Source organism: Streptomyces kronopolitis (assembly GCF_050953795.1).
GTDB lineage: Bacteria > Actinomycetota > Actinomycetes > Streptomycetales > Streptomycetaceae > Streptomyces > Streptomyces kronopolitis_A.
In genome coordinates this window covers 4,164,743-4,180,904 of sequence record NZ_CP191850.1, presented here as the reverse complement: position 1 = coordinate 4,180,904, position 16,162 = coordinate 4,164,743, and the positions used below count along the sequence as shown (strand labels likewise).

Annotated in this window: 15 protein-coding genes and 1 tRNA gene; 8 read left to right on the top strand and 8 right to left on the bottom strand. The window is 69.6% G+C overall.

Annotated elements, in window-relative coordinates; all coding sequences use genetic code 11:
• Positions 1-5: 5 nt before the first annotated feature.
• Positions 6-923, top strand: a complete 918-nt coding sequence (locus ACQP17_RS18415; RefSeq protein WP_433857260.1) for a rhomboid family intramembrane serine protease — start codon at positions 6-8, stop codon at positions 921-923.
• A gap of 235 nt (positions 924-1,158) precedes the next feature.
• On the opposite strand, the gene crgA is transcribed toward ACQP17_RS18415, so the two are convergent.
• Positions 1,159-1,416 (bottom strand): cell division protein CrgA, encoded by a 258-nt coding sequence (gene crgA, locus ACQP17_RS18410; RefSeq protein ID WP_433857259.1) that lies wholly within the window; start codon positions 1,414-1,416, stop codon positions 1,159-1,161.
• Positions 1,417-1,596: 180 nt separating this feature from the next.
• Here crgA and ACQP17_RS18405 point away from each other — a divergent pair, with 180 nt between their 5' ends.
• The 6 genes from ACQP17_RS18405 (at position 1,597) to ACQP17_RS18380 (ending at position 6,273) form a co-directional block, all read left to right on the top strand.
• Positions 1,597-2,367 (top strand): DUF881 domain-containing protein, encoded by a 771-nt coding sequence (locus tag ACQP17_RS18405; RefSeq protein WP_433857258.1) that lies wholly within the window; start codon positions 1,597-1,599, stop codon positions 2,365-2,367.
• A 37-nt stretch (positions 2,368-2,404) separates the two neighbouring features.
• Positions 2,405-3,127 (top strand): class E sortase, encoded by a 723-nt coding sequence (locus ACQP17_RS18400; RefSeq protein WP_433857257.1) that lies wholly within the window; start codon positions 2,405-2,407, stop codon positions 3,125-3,127.
• Positions 3,128-3,208: 81 nt separating this feature from the next.
• Positions 3,209-3,385, top strand: a complete 177-nt coding sequence (locus tag ACQP17_RS18395; protein ID WP_189096714.1) for a hypothetical protein — start codon at positions 3,209-3,211, stop codon at positions 3,383-3,385.
• On the top strand, positions 3,382-4,038 hold the full coding sequence (locus ACQP17_RS18390) for an aminodeoxychorismate/anthranilate synthase component II (protein WP_433857256.1): 657 nt from the start codon (positions 3,382-3,384) through the stop codon (positions 4,036-4,038). Before ACQP17_RS18395 ends, ACQP17_RS18390 begins: the two co-directional genes overlap by 4 nt.
• Positions 4,035-5,507, top strand: coding sequence for a class E sortase (locus ACQP17_RS18385; protein ID WP_433857255.1), 1,473 nt, complete (start codon positions 4,035-4,037; stop codon positions 5,505-5,507). Before ACQP17_RS18390 ends, ACQP17_RS18385 begins: the two co-directional genes overlap by 4 nt.
• 25 nt (positions 5,508-5,532) lie before the next feature.
• Positions 5,533-6,273: a class E sortase gene (locus ACQP17_RS18380; protein WP_433857254.1), complete on the top strand. Its 741-nt coding sequence runs from the start codon at positions 5,533-5,535 to the stop codon at positions 6,271-6,273.
• Positions 6,274-6,369: 96 nt separating this feature from the next.
• Here the strand turns inward: ACQP17_RS18380 and pknB are convergent, their stop codons facing one another.
• The 6 genes from pknB to ACQP17_RS18350 form a co-directional block, all read right to left on the bottom strand.
• Positions 6,370-8,361, bottom strand: a complete 1,992-nt coding sequence (gene pknB, locus ACQP17_RS18375) for a Stk1 family PASTA domain-containing Ser/Thr kinase (RefSeq protein WP_433857253.1) — start codon at positions 8,359-8,361, stop codon at positions 6,370-6,372.
• Between the two features lie 146 nt (positions 8,362-8,507).
• Positions 8,508-9,977 carry a peptidoglycan D,D-transpeptidase FtsI family protein gene (locus ACQP17_RS18370; protein WP_433857252.1) on the bottom strand — a complete coding sequence of 490 codons (1,470 nt, stop codon included), beginning with the start codon at positions 9,975-9,977 and terminating at the stop codon, positions 8,508-8,510.
• Positions 9,974-11,359 carry an FtsW/RodA/SpoVE family cell cycle protein gene (locus tag ACQP17_RS18365; protein WP_433857251.1) on the bottom strand — a complete coding sequence of 462 codons (1,386 nt, stop codon included), beginning with the start codon at positions 11,357-11,359 and terminating at the stop codon, positions 9,974-9,976. The genes ACQP17_RS18370 and ACQP17_RS18365 overlap by 4 nt, the downstream gene beginning before the upstream one ends.
• 23 nt (positions 11,360-11,382) lie before the next feature.
• Complete coding sequence (locus tag ACQP17_RS18360) at positions 11,383-12,957, bottom strand: PP2C family protein-serine/threonine phosphatase (RefSeq protein ID WP_433859939.1); 1,575 nt, start codon at positions 12,955-12,957, stop codon at positions 11,383-11,385.
• A gap of 132 nt (positions 12,958-13,089) precedes the next feature.
• Positions 13,090-13,620, bottom strand: coding sequence for an FHA domain-containing protein FhaB/FipA (locus ACQP17_RS18355; protein ID WP_249634310.1), 531 nt, complete (start codon positions 13,618-13,620; stop codon positions 13,090-13,092).
• Between the two features lie 10 nt (positions 13,621-13,630).
• Positions 13,631-14,464, bottom strand: a complete 834-nt coding sequence (locus tag ACQP17_RS18350; RefSeq protein ID WP_364873542.1) for a DUF3662 and FHA domain-containing protein — start codon at positions 14,462-14,464, stop codon at positions 13,631-13,633.
• Between the two features lie 547 nt (positions 14,465-15,011).
• On the opposite strand from ACQP17_RS18350, the gene ACQP17_RS18345 reads away from it, so the two are divergent.
• Positions 15,012-15,095, top strand: a tRNA-Leu gene (locus ACQP17_RS18345).
• A gap of 364 nt (positions 15,096-15,459) precedes the next feature.
• Here ACQP17_RS18345 and ACQP17_RS18340 read toward each other — a convergent pair.
• A complete protein-coding gene (locus tag ACQP17_RS18340; protein ID WP_364873544.1) occupies positions 15,460-16,110 on the bottom strand; it encodes an FMN-dependent NADH-azoreductase in 651 nt (216 codons plus the stop codon).
• Positions 16,111-16,162: the final 52 nt, after the last annotated feature.

Below are 16,162 nucleotides of genomic sequence, written 5' to 3'. Positions count from 1 at the left end.
GACCGATGGACCAGGTGCCAGGCAGCCCACAGGAGCCGCGGGACGCACGGGGCGACGACGGCCTGCCGGGCTGTTACCGCCACCCGGACCGCCCGACCGGCATCCGCTGCACCCGCTGTGACAAGCCGATATGCCCCGAGTGCATGATCAGCGCCTCGGTCGGCTTCCAGTGCCCGGACTGCGTACGCGCCGGCGGCGGCAGCGGCCGGGCCCCGCAGGCCGCGGCGCCGCGCACGCTCGCGGGCGGCACGATCACCGCCGATCCCCGCCTGGTCACCAAGGTGCTGCTGGGCCTCAACGTCGCGCTCTTCCTCGCCGTCATGGCGACCGGCGGCGCGATGAGCCCGCTGGTCAACCACCTCGATCTGATCGGTCTGGCCGCCGAGCCGGGCCGCTACCAGCTCGTCGGCGTCGCCGAGGGCGAGTGGTACCGCCTGCTGACCGCGATGTTCCTGCACCAGCAGATCGCCCACATCGCCTTCAACATGCTCTCGCTGTGGTGGCTGGGGCCGCCGCTGGAGGCGGCGCTCGGCCGGGCCCGGTTCCTGGCGCTCTATCTGCTGGCCGGCCTGGGCGGCAGCGCCCTGTCGTTCCTCCTCGACGCGCAGAACCAGCCCTCGCTGGGCGCCTCCGGCGCGATCTTCGGGCTGCTCGGCGCGACCGCGGTGCTGATGCGGCGGCTGCGGTACGACATGAAGCCGGTGCTGATCCTGCTCGGCCTGAACCTCGTCTTCACGTTCCTGTGGCCGAATATCGCCTGGCAGGCGCATGTGGGCGGGCTCGTGGTGGGCGCCGCGGTGGCGTTCGGGATGGTGCACGCGCCGCGTGACAGGCGGACCCTGGTGCATCTGGGGACCTGCGCGGTGATGCTGCTCGCGATCGTCGCCGTGGTGTGGGTACGGACCCTTCAGCTCACGGGCTGAGGGCTCGTGGCGCCACGTTGTCCACAGTGCGTGGCCGATCTTGTGCATGCGGTGCGGAACTCTCGTTCCGCACCGCCCTGACCTGCGTTTCCCCAGCCGGGACAGGGGGAGCGGGTGGCTCGGGGCGGAGGCCGCCGATCACACCGGCGTCAACCTCCCGAAGGTTATCCACAGATCTTCTGAAGTTTTCCCCGACTGTGGATAACCGTGTGGATGGCCTTGGGTAGGGCTTGCCCTACTTCCACTGGGTGGATACGCCGAAGCCCACCGCGATGAATCCGAAGCCGCAGACGATGTTCCAGTTGCCCATGGCCCCGATGGGCAGATCGCCCTCGGATACGTAGAACGTCACGATCCACACCAGTCCGATCAGGAACATGGCCAGCATCAGCGGCGCTACCCAGCCACGCCCTGAGTTCATCTTCAGGCTGGTGGTCTTCGCCGCCGGCGGCGGCGTGAAGTCGTCCTTCTTGCGGATCCGTGACTTCGGCACGAGGAACTCTCCTGTCGATGTGCTGCTCCCCGGCTCTCGTCCGTGCTCGAGCGGGCGGTGCCCCCATCCGCGGGGAGGTACGGAGTGTGCGCCGGGACGCGGATGCGGTGGGGAGCGGATTCGTCTCCCGGGCGTCCGTTAGCGTAGTCCTTCCGCGGCGCCGTAAGGAGTAAGGGTACGTTGAGCAATTCCGCTGACTCCTCCGACCGCCCCGCCCGCTCGCGCCTGCGGCCGGTACGCCTCCTCACGCTCGTGGTCTTCGCGCTCGCCGGGATGCTGTTCTGGCTCAGCTTCGACACCGCACGGGGCACGAACCTGCGCTCGGACGACTCGATGCTGCGGCTGTCCGACCTCATCCAGGAGCGCAGCCACAAGAACGGCGTCCAGGACGAGAGCAACGCCGCGCTGCGCGCCGAGGTCGACTCCCTCGCCCAGCGCGACAACGGCAACTCCCAGGCCGAGGAGGCCAAGCTCAAAGCGCTGGAGAAGAACGCCGGCACCAAGCCGGTCAAGGGCCAGGGCGTGACGGTCACGCTCACCGACGCCCCGCCGAACGCCACCGCCAAGATCCCCGGCATCCCCGAGCCCCAGCCCAACGACCTGGTCATCCACCAGCAGGACCTGCAGGCCGTCGTGAACGCCCTGTGGCACGGCGGCGCCAAGGGCATCAAGGTCATGGACCAGCGGCTGATCTCCACCAGCGCGGTGCGCTGCGTCGGCAACACCCTGATCCTCCAGGGCCGGGTCTACTCCCCGCCGTACAAGATCACCGCCGTCGGCGACCGCGAGGCCCTCACCAACGCCCTGACCGCCTCCCCCGCCATCCAGAACTACCTCCAGTACGTGAACGCCTACGGCCTCGGCTGGAAAGTCGACCAGCACGAGGCGGTGACTCTTCCCGGCTACTCCGGCACAGTGGATCTCCACTACGCACAGCCTGTGAAGCCGTAGCCGCGCCCCCCGGGGCAGCGGGGAGGGGCGGGGCCGGATGACGCAGCGGGGCGGAACGACGGTGCGGTGGATCGTGCGGACGCTCAGCGAAATCTGCGTCACCGCGGGCGCGCTCATCGTGCTCTTCGTGTTCTACCTCCTCTTCTGGACCGGCGTACGGGCCGACAGCGCCATGGACGGCGAGATCGGCCGGCTCCAGGACCGATGGTCCACCGGCCCGGTCACCACTCCCACCCGCCCGCCGGCCCCCGGCGGCGGCACCGCACCGGCCGCGCGCCCCCGCGCCTACCCGCCGGGCGCCTCGTTCGCCGTGATGTACATCCCGCGTTTCGGCGCCGACTGGGCGAAGCCCGTGCTGGAGGGCACCGCGGCCGACGTCCTCAAGCGCGGTCTGGGCCACTACGACCGCACCGCGCACCTCGGCGCGCTCGGCAACTTCTCCGTCGCCGGGCACCGCCGCACCTACGGCGACCCGTTCAAGGACTTCCCCCGGCTGCGCCCCGGCGACGCCGTGGTGCTCACCGACGGCACGACCTGGTTCACCTACCGCATCGACAACCGGCCCTACACGACGCTGCCCGGCGATGTCGGCGTGATCGACCCCGTGCCGCTCAAGTCCGGTTTCCACGGCCCCGGGCGGTATCTCACGCTGACGACCTGCGAGCCGGAATGGGGCCACAGCCACCGGCTGATCGCCTGGGCACACCTGGATTCCACCCAACCCGCGGCACGGGGAAGGCCATCGGCTTTGACCGGCTGACCCACCTGCGCCCGCCCTCGCCCCTTACTCTGGTGTCGCAACGGACATCGTCATCGGCATCGGCAAGGGGACAGCGACAGCATGTACGGCTGGATCTGGCGGCATCTGCCGGGCAACACGTGGGTGAAGGCGCTGATTTCCCTGGTGCTCGCCCTGACGGTGGTCTTCATACTCTTCCAGTACGTCTTTCCGTGGGCGGAGCCGCTGCTCCCCTTCAATGACGTCACTGTCGATCAAGGGATGGCAGCCGTCCGATGACCGCACGGATTCTCGTCGTCGACAACTACGACAGCTTCGTCTTCAACCTCGTCCAGTACCTCTACCAACTCGGTGCCGAGTGCGAGGTGCTGCGCAACGACGAGGTCGCCCCGCGGCACGCCCAGGACGGCTTCGACGGGGTGCTGCTGTCGCCCGGACCCGGCACCCCCGAGCAGGCCGGTGTCTGCGTCGACATGGTCCGGCACTGCGCGGACACCGGCGTCCCGGTCTTCGGCGTCTGCCTGGGCATGCAGTCGATGGCGGTCGCCTACGGCGGCGTGGTGGACCGCGCGCCCGAGCTGCTGCACGGCAAGACCTCGCCGGTGCTCCACGAGAACGGCGGCGTCTTCAACGGGCTGCCCAGCCCGTTCACCGCCACCCGCTACCACTCCCTGGCCGTCGAGCCGGACACCGTCCCCGACGACCTGCTCGTCACCTCCTGGACGGAGGCCGACGACGTTCCCGGCGGACGGATCATCATGGGTCTGCGGCACCGCGAACTACCGGTGGAGGGTGTGCAGTTCCACCCCGAGTCGGTCCTGACCGAGTGGGGGCACCGGATGCTGGCCAACTGGCTCGTCGAATGCGGCGATGAGGGGGCGGTGGCGCGCTCGACGGGGCTGGCCCCGGTGGTCGGCAAGGCCGGCGCGTGACCGCCTTGCGCCCCGAGCGTGAAGGCAGTTCCTCCGAGCCCTACGAACCGGACCGGTCGTATGCGCCACACGACCCATACGGGCCGCAGGAGCCCCACCGGCAGCCCGACGCGTTCGAGGCCGCGGTGGACGCGCTCAACGACCCCCTGAACGATCCGCTGCCGGGGCAGGCACCCCCGGCCGGCCCGGCCGCTGCGTACGGCCGGCCGGGCCGGGGACGACGCCGGGGCAAGCCGGCCCAGGAGGGCGTGCGGCAGGGCTCGCCGTGGTTCCGCCCGCATCTGCAGCCGGACACCACCCCGCCGCACCGACAGCCGCCCGCGCCGCCGCAGTCCGCCGACTACGGCCAGGGCTACGGCGCCGGCCCCGTCCCCGCCCCGCGCCCCGCCTCGGCCCAGCCGATAGCCCGGCCCTACGTCCCGCGGGAGACACCGCCACCCGCCGCTCCCGCTCCCCCCGCGGCGGCCGCCCCCGCGCCGTGGCGGAACGACGACGAGACCATGGCGCTGCGGCAGGCCGAGACGCCCGGCGGCGCCACCGTTTCACGTGAAACCGATGCCGCGGACACGAGGGACGACGCGGAGGCCGGGGGTGCCGTGGTTTCACGTGAAACCACGGCGGAGTCTCCGGCCGGAGGCGGCAGAGCCGCCCGGCGCAAAGCCGCGCAGGAGGCCGCCAAGCGCGGCGGCCGGCGAGGACGACACGGCGGGCCGGGCGACACCGCGGCCGCCACTGAGGCCGCCGCAGCCCCCACGTCCCGGGTGGAGGCCCGGCGGGCCGCCCGCGCCGCCAAGGACAGCCCCAGCCTGATCGCCAGCCGCGCGCTGGGCGAAGTGTTCATCACCCTCGGCGTGCTGATGCTGCTCTTCGTCACCTATCAGCTCTGGTGGACGAACGTCCGCGCCGAGGAGGAGGCGGGCGGCGCCACCACCAACCTCCAGCACGAGTGGGACAAGGGCGGCGGCGAGAAGAAGAACCTCGCGGACGGCGAGCGCTTCGGGATCATGTACATCCCCAAGCTCGATGTGAAGGCTCCGATAGCCGAGGGCATCGACAAGCACAACGTGCTCGACCACGGCATGGTCGGTCACTACGACAAGAACAGCGGCACCAAGACCGCGATGCCCTGGGACAAGAAGGGCAACTTCGCGGTGGCCGCGCACCGCAACACCCACGGCGAGCCGTTCCGCTACATCAACAAGCTGACCAAGGGCGACAAAATCGTCGTCGAGACGCAGAGCTCGTACTACACCTACGAGATGGAGAGCATCCTCCCGCAGACCTCGCCCAGCAACACCAGCGTGATCGGCCCCGTGCCACCCGGCTCGGGGTTCACCGGCCCGGGCCGCTACCTCACGCTGACGACCTGCACCCCCGAGTTCACCAGTACCTATCGGATGATCGTCTGGGGCAAGATGGTCGACGAGCGGCCGCGGAGCAAGGGCAAACCGGATGCGCTCACCGGCTGAATGAACAAAAGAGGGGTGCTACGCGGTGACTGCCACCGGAAACGACCAGGTATCCGACCGGTCCGCGCCGCCACTCCCGCCGCGCCGGGTGCGCAGAGCAGTCGCCTCCGTCGTCAGCGTCATCGGTGAGCTGCTGATCACGGCCGGGCTGATCCTGGGGCTGTTCGTCGCCTACTCGCTGTGGTGGACCAACGTCCTCGCCGACCGCGCCGCGCACCAGCAGGGCGACCAGGTGCGCAAGCACTGGGCGAGCAGCGGTCCCAAGGGGCCGGGGGAGCTCGACACCAAGGACGGCATCGGCTTCCTGCACGTGCCGGCGATGGACAACGGCGAGGTACTGGTCAAGAAGGGCACCGGCGCCGGGATCCTCAACGAGGGCGTGGCCGGCTATTACACCAAGCCGGTCAAGTCGGGCCTGCCGAAGGACAAGAAGGGCAACTTCACCCTCGCCGCGCACCGCGACGGCCACGGCGCGAAGTTCCACAACATCGACAAGCTCAAGGACGGCGACCCGATCGTCTTCGAGACCCAGGACACCTGGTACGTCTACAAGGTCTTCGCGACGCTGCCCGAGACCTCGAAGTTCAACGTGGACGTCCTCGACGAGGTCCCGAAGGAATCCGGCAAGCACAAGGCCGGCCGCTACATCACCCTCACGACCTGCACCCCGGTCTACACCTCGACCTACCGCTACGTCGTCTGGGGCGAACTGGTCCGCACCGAGAAGGTCGACGCGGACCGCACACCTCCGAAGGAACTCGGCTAGCCGCCAACGGCCCCGCCGGCCCGGCCTGCGGACAGCGGAGAGCCCCGGCACCCTTCCTGGGTGCCGGGGCTCCGTGCTTCCTCGCCGTACGGGCCGCTAGCCGCCGAACGGTCCGCCGAAGATGCCGCCCCCGCCGTCGTTGCCGCCGTTACCGTTGCCGCCCCCGCCGCCGATGGTCGTCAGCGTGACGGTGGTGGTCGTGGGGTCGGACGGGGTCTGGGCGGCCGGGTCCTGCGTGACCACCCGGGCGTTGTCGTCCTGCGAACTGCCGCCGGCGAACTGGATGTTCTTGTACCCGGCCTGCTGGAGCGCCTGCTTGGCCTGCTTCACGGTCTGGCCGATCACGCTGGGCACCGGCGTCTGGGCACCCGCCTTGCCGATCGTCAGGGTCACCGTGGAGTTGGGCTTGGCCTTGGTGTTGCCCTCCGGGCTCTGCGAGATCACCTTTCCGACCTTGGTGGGGTCGGGGGTTTCCTGCTCGGACCGGGAGACCTGGAAGCCCTGGTCCTTCAGCTGCTTCTCCGCCGCGTCGGCGTCCTGTCCGGTGACGTCGGGGACGCTCACCTTCGGGCTCGCCGTGGCGATGGACAGCGTGATCTTGGTGCCCTTGGTCTTCTTGGAGTTCGCCGCCGGGTCCTGGTCCGCGACGGTACCGGGGTCACGGTCGGAGACGACGGGCTTGCTCTCGATGTTGGTGAAGCCCTTTTCCCGGAGGTCCGAGCGGGCCTCGGACTCGGTCAGGCCGGTCACGCTGGGAACCGAGATCTGCTCCTGGCCCGTGCACAGCGTGACGGTGATCGTGTCGTTCTTCCGCATGTCGTCGCCGGGCTTGCGGTCCTGCTCGGTGACCTGGCCCTTCTTGACGTTGTCGCAGGCCTTGCGGCCCCCCTCGTCGACCTTGAAGCTGCCGTTGCGGCCGGACTCCTTGGCCTCGCGGAGAGTCTTGCCCACAAGGTTGGGGACGGGTGTCGTGCCGCCCTTGTTGTTCTGGCTGAACATCGCCTTGCCGATGAAGATCGCACCGATCAGGACGAGGACGGCCGCCAGCACCAGCAGGATCGTCGAGGTGTTGCTCTTCTTCTGGCCGCCGCCACGCCGGCGGTCGCCGCGGTCGTCGCCGTAGCCCCCGTCGTCGCTCATCGGCGGCATCATCGAGGTCTGGCCGGCCGGATCCTGCGGGCGCAGCATCGTGGTCGGCTGGTCCTGGTCGTAGCCCACCGCGCCCATGGCGGAGGTCGCCGCGACCGGCTGGCCCTCCAGGGCCGCCTCGATGTCGGCGCGCATCTCGTCCGCCGACTGATAGCGGTAGTCCGGGTCCTTGACCAGCGCCTTCAGGACGATGGCGTCCATCTCCGGCGTGATCTCGGGGTCGAAGTTGCTCGGCTTCTGCGGCTCTTCACGGACATGCTGATAGGCCACCGCGACCGGTGAGTCACCGACGAACGGCGGCCGGACCGTCAGCAGCTCGTAGAGCAGACAGCCGGTGGAGTACAGGTCGGAGCGGGCGTCGACCTGCTCGCCCTTGGCCTGCTCGGGAGAGAGGTACTGCGCCGTGCCGATGACGGCCGCGGTCTGCGTCATGGTCATGCCGGCGTCGCCCATGGCGCGGGCGATGCCGAAGTCCATGACCTTGACCTGGCCGGTGCGCGTCAGCATGACGTTGGCGGGCTTGATGTCGCGGTGGACGATGCCGGCCCGGTGGGAGTACTCCAGCGCCTGGAGGACACCGGTGGTCATCTCCAGCGAACGCTCGGGCAGCAGCTTTCTTCCGGAGTGCAGCAGCTCACGCAGGGTGGAGCCGTCGACGTACTCCATCACGATGTACGGGATGGAAACGCCGTCGACGTAGTCCTCGCCGGTGTCGTAGACCGCGACGATCGACGGATGGTTCAGCGAGGCGGCCGACTGGGCCTCACGGCGGAACCGGGCTTGGAAGGACGGGTCACGGGCGAGATCCACCCGCAGCGTCTTCACAGCTACGGTGCGGCCCAGGCGGGTGTCATGCGCGAGGTACACCTCGGCCATGCCACCGCGGCCGAGCACCGAGCCCAGCTCGTACCGGCCGCCGAGGCGACGCGGCTCTTCCATAAGCTTCTCCAGCCCTCTCCGTCAGTCCCGACCGCACCGGTGTGTGGTCCGGCGGTGTGCTGTCCGGGCATACGGTACCCGGCAGGCCCTACCGGACCGGACCGGAGCCGCAACCTGATACGTGACCGGTATTGGCATGATCCGCGTCACTTCTGGCCTTCGAGTACTGCCTCCATCACGCGCTTTGCGATCGGAGCAGCGAGTTTGCCGCCGGCGATGTCGTCGCGGAGGGTGTCGGATCCCTCAATGACGACGGCGACCGCGACGGGGGTGCCCTTGCCGGTCTTCGCGTAGGAAATGAACCAGGCGTACGGGTTGTCCTTGTTGTTCTCGCCGTGCTGCGCGGTGCCGGTCTTTCCGCCGACGGTGACGCCCGGGATCTGAGCGGCGGTTCCCGTGCCGTTCTTGACCACGGTCTCCATGATGCTCTGGACCTTCTGGGCGTTCTCCGGGCTCAGCGGCCGGCTCATCTGCTGCGGCGTGTGCTGCTGGACCACGTTGAGGTTCTGCGCGACCAGCTGGTCGACCATGTACGGCTTCATCAGCTTGCCGCCGTCGGCGACGGCCGAGGCGACCATGGCCATCTGCAGCGGCGTGGCGCGGTTGGAGGCCTGGCCGATGCCCGCCATGGCGTTCTGCGGCCGGTTGTCCTCGGGGTAGATCGACTCCGAGGCACGGACCGGGGTGTTGATCCCCGGGTCGTTGAAGCCGAACTTCTCCGCCTCGGCCTTCATCTTCTTGTTGCCGAGGTCGGCGCTGATCTTGCCGAACACGGTGTTGCAGGACCAGCGCAGCGCCTCTCGGAGGGTGGCGTCCTCGCAGGGGATGTTGCCCTCGTTCTTCAGCGGGAGGCCCGAGGTGTCGGGGAGCGTGTAGGGCAGCGGCGAGTTGGTCTTGGTGTCGACGTCCGTGTAGAGCTTGTTCTCCAGGGCCGCCGAGGCCGTGACGACCTTGAAGGTGGAGCCGGGCGGGTAGGTCTGGCGCAGCGCCCGGTTGAGCATCGGCTCGTCGGGGTCGCTCTTCTTCTGCAGCGCGTTGTACGCCTCGGCGTCCTTGTTGCTCATGCCGGCGAACGAGGACGGGTCGTACGACGGGGTGCTGGCCAGCGCCAGGATCGCGCCGGTCTCCGGGTTGATCGCGGCGACCGCGCCCTTCTGCTTGCCGAGCCCTTCGAAGGCGGCCTTCTGGGCCTTGGCGTTGAGGGTGGTGACCACGTCGCCACCCTTCTGCTTGCCGCCGGTGAACATGTCGACCGTGCGGCTGAAGAAGAGGCGGTCATCGGTGCCGGTGAGGATGCCGTCGTTCAGCTTCTCCAGCTGGTTGGCGTCGAACGCCTGCGAGGCGTAGCCGGTGACCGGCGCCCACATCTTGCCGTTCTTGTACGTGCGCTTGTACTTGAAGTCGCCGCTGTCGGTGGTCGTGGAGCCGGTGACGGCCTTGCCGTCCACGATGATGTTGCCGCGCGGGGTGCTGTAGCGCTCGATGGCGACCCGGCGGTTGTGCGGGTCGTTCTTGAGCTGGTCACCCTCGACGAACTGCACCCAGTTGACGCGGACCAGCAGGGCGAGGACGAGCAGGCCGCAGAAGATCGCGACCCGGCGCAGGGGCTTGTTCACGGGCGGACCACCTGGGTCATCTCGGCGTCGGTGGACGGGGCGGGAGCCGGCGCCGGGCGGCGCGCGGTGTCGCTGATCCGCAGCAGGATGGCGACGAGTGCCCAGTTGGCGATCACGGACGAGCCACCCTGGGCGAGGAACGGCATCGTCATACCCGTCAGCGGGATCAGCCCGGTCACACCGCCGGCGACGACGAAGACCTGCAGCGCGAAGGCGCCGGACAGGCCGATCGCCAGCAGCTTGCCGAACGGGTCGCGGGCGGCCAGCGCCGTGCGGATACCGCGCTCGATGAGCAGGCCGTAGAGCAGCAGGATGGCCATCAGGCCGGCCAGACCGACCTCCTCGCCGACGGTGGCGAGGATGTAGTCACTCTTGGGCGCGATGCCCAGGATGAGGCGGGAGTAGCCCTGTCCCAGACCGGAGCCGAGGATGCCGCCGGACCCGAAGGAGTACATCGCCTGGGCGGTCTCGGTGACACCGCCGTTGGACAGCTCCAGCGGGTTGAGCCAGTTGTGCACACGCGTCTGGACGTGCGACTCGAACGTGGCCACCGCGACCGCGCCGCCCGCGCTGAGCAGCAGACCGAACACGATCCAGCTGGTGCGCTCGGTGGCGACGTACAGCATGACGACGAACAGACCGAAGAAGAGCAGCGAGGTACCCAGGTCGGTCTCGAAGACCAGGATCATCAGGCTCAGCGCCCAGATGACGAGGATCGGTCCGAGGTCGCGGCCGCGCGGGAGGTAGAGGCCCATGAAGCGGCGGCTGGCCAGCGCCAGCGCGTCCCGCTTCACCATCAGATAGCCGGCGAAGAAGATCGCGATGATGATCTTCGCGAACTCACCGGGCTGCAGCGAGCCCAGACCCGGGATCTTGATCCAGATCTTCGCGCCGTTGACCCCGGGAAAGAACACCGGCGCCACCAGCAGCACCAGCGCGACCACCATCGAGATGTAGGTGTAGCGCTGCAGGACGCGGTGGTCCTTGAGGAAGATCAGGATGGCGAGGAAGAAGGCCACACCGAGGGTCGACCACATCAGCTGGTTGGGCGCCATCGCCGGGCCCAGCGAGGGCTCCTGGTCCAGCCGCCAGATGAAGATCAGGCCCAGGCCGTTGAGCAGGGTGGCGATCGGCAGCATCAGCGGGTCGGCGTACGGCGCCCACTTGCGGACGACGAGATGCGCGACGCCCGCCAGCAGGCCGAGGCCCAGGCTGTAGCCGAGCACACCGGCCGGCACCGTGCCTTCCTTGGCCAGGCCGACGTTGATGTACGCGAACACCGGGATCAGCACCGCGAAGACGAGCATCGCCAGTTCGGTGTTGCGGCGGCTCGGGGCTCCGATGGTGCCGATAGTGGTGGTGTTGGTGGTACTGCTGCTCATGAGATCTACGGCCCCCTACGCCCTCACTGCTGGGTGCTGCAATTCTTTTCCAGCTTCAGCTGTTCCTCGGTGGGGGCCTGGCTGGGGCTGGCTGTGGGAGACGGGGACACGGGCGCGGCCAGGGTGCCTGCCGTGCTGGTGCCGCTGTTCTTGTCCGTCTTGTCGGTGGAGCCGGGCCGGGTGCTCGGGGCACCGGACTTGGACGGCGTGCCGGGCTTCGACGGGGTGCCCGTCTGGCCCTTGCCGGGGTGCCGCGCGGCCTCGCGCTCGGCGGCCTCCCGCTGCTCCTTGCTGCGGCAGGCGTTGGCCTGCCGGCTCAGTTCGGTGACCTTCTCGCCGCCCTGGGTGCGGCTGTCGACCGCGATCGTCTCCTTGACCTGGTTGCGCTGGTACAGCGGCAGGTACTTGAGTTCGATCTCGGGGTGGTCCTGGTCGACGTCGTTGAGCTTTATCCACGCGAGGTCCTGGCTGATGCCCCGGTAGAGCGCGACGTGGTCGTCCTTGCTGCCGACGAAGTACTGGGTCTGCGTCCAGCGGTAGCCCGTGTAGAGCCCGCCGCCGACGACCGCCAGCGCCAGCGCGATCAGCAGGGTCCGCTTGATCCACCGTCCGCGCGGGCGGGGCTTGACGAAGTCCTCGTCCATGAACGCGCCGAAGGAGCCCTGCGGCGGACCGCCGACCTCCGGATCACCGCTGCCGGGGGGCCCGAAGCCGCCACCGGGTGCGGGCGGCTGCCCGCCCGGCCGGCCGAGCTCGGCGGCCCGGGCGGCGGGCGTCTGCATCGTGCTCGGGTCGCTGAGCTGGTGCTGGTTCTCCGCGACGGCGCCGACGACGACCGGGGTGTCGTTGAGCTGCCCGGCCATCGTGTCGTTGCCGTCCACGCCCAGGACGTCGGCGACGATGCAGGTGATGTTGTCGGGACCGCCGCCGCGCAGGGCGAGCTGGATCAGCTCCTGCACGGTCTCGTGCGGCCCGTGGTAGCTGGCGAGGGTCTCTTCCAGCGTCTGGTGGCTGACGACTCCGGACAGTCCGTCCGAGCAGATCAGATACCGGTCGCCGGCCCGCACCTCACGGATCGACAGGTCCGGCTCGACGTGATCGCCGCTGCCCAGCGCCCGCATCAGCAGGGACCGCTGCGGGTGGGTGGTGGCTTCCTCTTCGGTGATCCGGCCCTCGTCGACCAGCCGCTGCACCCAGGTGTGGTCCTGGGTGATCTGGGTCAGGACGCCGTCGCGCAGCAGGTAGGCGCGCGAGTCGCCGACGTGGACCAGGCCGAGCCGCTGTCCGGTCCACAGCAGGGCGGTCAGGGTCGTGCCCATGCCCTCCAGCTGGGGGTCCTCCTCGACCATCACCCGCAGCTGGTCGTTGGCGCGCTGCACGGCCGTGCCCAGGGAGGTCAGGAGGTCGGAGCCGGGTACGTCGTCGTCGAGCTGGACGAGGGTGGAGATCACCTCGGAGGAGGCGACCTCACCGGCGGCCTGGCCGCCCATGCCGTCCGCGATGGCGAGCAGCCGTGGCCCGGCGTAACCGGAGTCTTCGTTGCCCTCGCGGATCATGCCCTTGTGCGATCCGGCGGCGAAGCGCAGGGACAGACTCATGCGCACCTCACCCGTCGGCTCGGGGTACAGCCGGTCTCGTCGAGCCACACTGCCCACCCTCCGGTCGGGAGCACACCGTGGTCCGTCGAGTGGACCGCCGCGGCTCGCTCGCTCCGCTCGCTCATTGTCGTACTACTTCCGCAGCTCGATGACGGTCTTGCCGATGCGGATCGGGGCTCCCAGCGGAATCGGTGTCGGGGTCGTCAGTCGGGTCCGGTCCAGGTACGTGCCGTTGGTGGAACCGAGGTCCTCGACGATCCACTGGCCGTCACGGTCCGGGTAGATCCTGGCATGCCTGCTGGACGCGTAGTCGTCGTCCAGCACGATCGTGGAGTCGTGCGCGCGGCCCAGGGAGATCGTCTGGCCTTGGAGGGCGACGGTGGTGCCGGTCAGCGAGCCCTCGGAGACCACCAGCTTGGTGGGGGCTCCTCGGCGCTGCCGGTTGTTGCCGCGGCCGCCTTCCTGGCGGCGCTGCTGCTGCGGTGGCGGTGCGGCCGCCTGTCGCTGCGTACGTGCTTCCTGTCCGCCCCGCCGGGCGGCACCGCGCTGTGTGACGCGCGTGCCGAACAGATCGCTGCGGATGACCTGAACGGCCACGATGACGAACAGCCACAGTACGGCGAGGAAACCCAACCGCATGACCGTGAGGGTCAGCTCTGACATTGCCCCCGCTTCACCCTTCGGCTTGCCGGTAAACGATGGTGGTACTGCCCACGACAATCCGCGAGCCGTCGCGGAGATTAGCGCGAGTGGTGTGCTGCCCGTCCACCACGATGCCGTTCGTGGAGCCCAGGTCCTGGACCATGGGGGGCGTTCCGACCCGGATCTCGCAGTGACGCCGGGAGACACCCGGGTCGTCGATCCGTACGTCGGCGTCGGTGCTGCGGCCCAGCACGAGGGTGGGACGCGAGATCTGGTGGCGGGTGCCGTTGATCTCGATCCAGCGCCGGGTCTGTGCCTGGGGCTGCGGTCCTGCACCGGGCGGTGCCGTACGGGGTACGGGCTGTGCGCCGCCGGGGGGCGGGGACGACGGCATGGGAGGCGGGCTCACGTGCCCGCCGCCGGGCTGGCTGCCGCGGGGCGCCGAGGCGGCGCGCGGGGCGCCCGCCGGGCCCGCGGGCTCCTGGGACGAGCTGGAGGCGAGCGTGCGGCTGCGGACGCGGTACAGGCCGGTGTCGAGATCGTCGGCCTTCTCCAGATGGACCTTGATCGAGCCCATGAAGGTGTAGCGCTGCTGCTTCGCGTAGTCGCGGACCATGCTCGAGAGCTCGTCGCCGAGCTGCCCGCTGTAGGGGCTCAGCCGCTCGAAGTCAGGCGTGCTCAGCTCGACGATGAAGTCGTTGGGAACGACCGTGCGGTCGCGGTTCCAGATGGTGGCGTTGTTGTCGCACTCGCGCTGCAGGGCGCCGGCGATCTCCACGGGCTGTACCTCGGACTTGAACACCTTGGCGAAGGTGCCGTTGACGAGACCTTCGAGCCGCTGCTCGAAACGCTTCAGTACTCCCACGGGGCACCTCCTTCCTCAGTCTTCGTCGGGGTCGTCCACATCGAGTCGTCCTGATACTGCTTACTGATCGTATCCACGCGTAGGGAAATCGGCTGGTTCCCCTTTCCCGCCTTGAGGACGAGTGTCGCCCCTCACAGGGTTGCCCGGTGCTTGTCTGCTCCTTGCCCACTGCTCGTGCACTGCGATCGTAGATGTGCCCCGTGAACAGTGTCCCGCAACCGCCGACCGGTCCGGCCGGGCGGGGCCCGGAGTCGGTCGTGGCACGGGGCCCCGGCACGGAGCCTGCCCTTCCGGTCGGCCCGGAAGCCGGCCGGTGCGCTCGCTCCGGTCGCGGCTACCGCGAGTGTGACCCCTAGGGGCGGTGCACGGCCAATGCCCGAGGCGCGGAGGGGTGCCGCCGGGAGGTACCCGCAGGTCGGGGACCGGGGGAAAGGCATGTGAAGGCACCCCCGACAGCGTGCTAATGTTCTGCATGTCGAAAGGCGCTCGCACAAGACCCGGACGGAACGGCCCGGATCACGTGAGAGCATCAACCGGCAGCACCCATGCGCGGGTGGCGGAATAGGCAGACGCGCTGGATTCAGGTTCCAGTGCCCGAAAGGGCGTGGGGGTTCAACTCCCCCCTCGCGCACAGATGAGACCCCCGGTCTCCGGAGAAATCCGGCGACCGGGGGTCTTTCGTTGTCTTCGTCACGTTGTTGCCCGCGTCACGGGCGCGACGGATCCGCGGGGGCCGGCGTGAGGCCTACGTCACATATTTGATCTTGGGTGCGCGTGCGTGCGGGCCCGGGCGGACGGCTTCCGGGGCCGGGCGCCGGGCGGCGCGAACCAATCGCTTTTACGGGGGCGGGAGTTGGGGCCCGGGGCGTGGGCGAGGTGCCGTGTCCGGCAGCCCTCGCCCGGAGCCCCGGGCCCCGTTCCCGCTCCCCCTCCCCGAATCCGGGATGCTTCCGGCCGGTCGTGCCGGGCCGGCTCGGGGGCGTTCCGGGCCGGGTTCAGGCGGCGAGGCGCGCGGCGAGGGCCTTCGCCTTGGCCGTCGCGTCCTCGTGCGCCTTGTCGCGGGAGGTCTCGTACAGCGGCACCAGCTCGGCCATCGCCGGGTTGTTGGGGGCCATGGTCAGCTCCGGGACGATGAAGTCGACGTCCAGGCCCAGCCCGCCGCCCAGTACGGCCTCCAGGTAGTTCTGCACGTACTCGAAGGGCTCACGGGGCGTGCCCGGCGCGTAGGAGCCGCCGCGGCTGGCGACGACGGTGACCGGGGTGCCCTTGGCGGACGGCTGCTCGCCCGACGTGCGGCCCATGAGGATCACCTGGTCGAGCCATGCCTTGAGCGTGGAGGGGATCGTGAAGTTGTACATCGGTGCGCCGATGACGATCGCGTCGGCCTGCTCCAGTTCCTCGGCGAGCCGGACGCGCAGTGCGAAGGCCGCCTGCTGCTCGGGGGAGTGGGTGGCCGGGTCGGAGAAGCCGGCGGAGGCGGCGACCGCGTCGAGGTGTGGCAGCGGGTCGGCGGCCAGGTCGCGGTGGATGACGGTGCCGTCGGGGTGCTGCGCCTCCCAGGCCTTGCGGAAGGCCGCGGTGACCGAGCGGGAGGCGGAGCCGGCCTCGGGGAAGACGGAGGAGTCGATGAGCAGAAGCGTGGCCATGGGGATCGGTCCTTCGGTACGCGGCCGGGCGGTGCGCGACCACAGGTTGAAT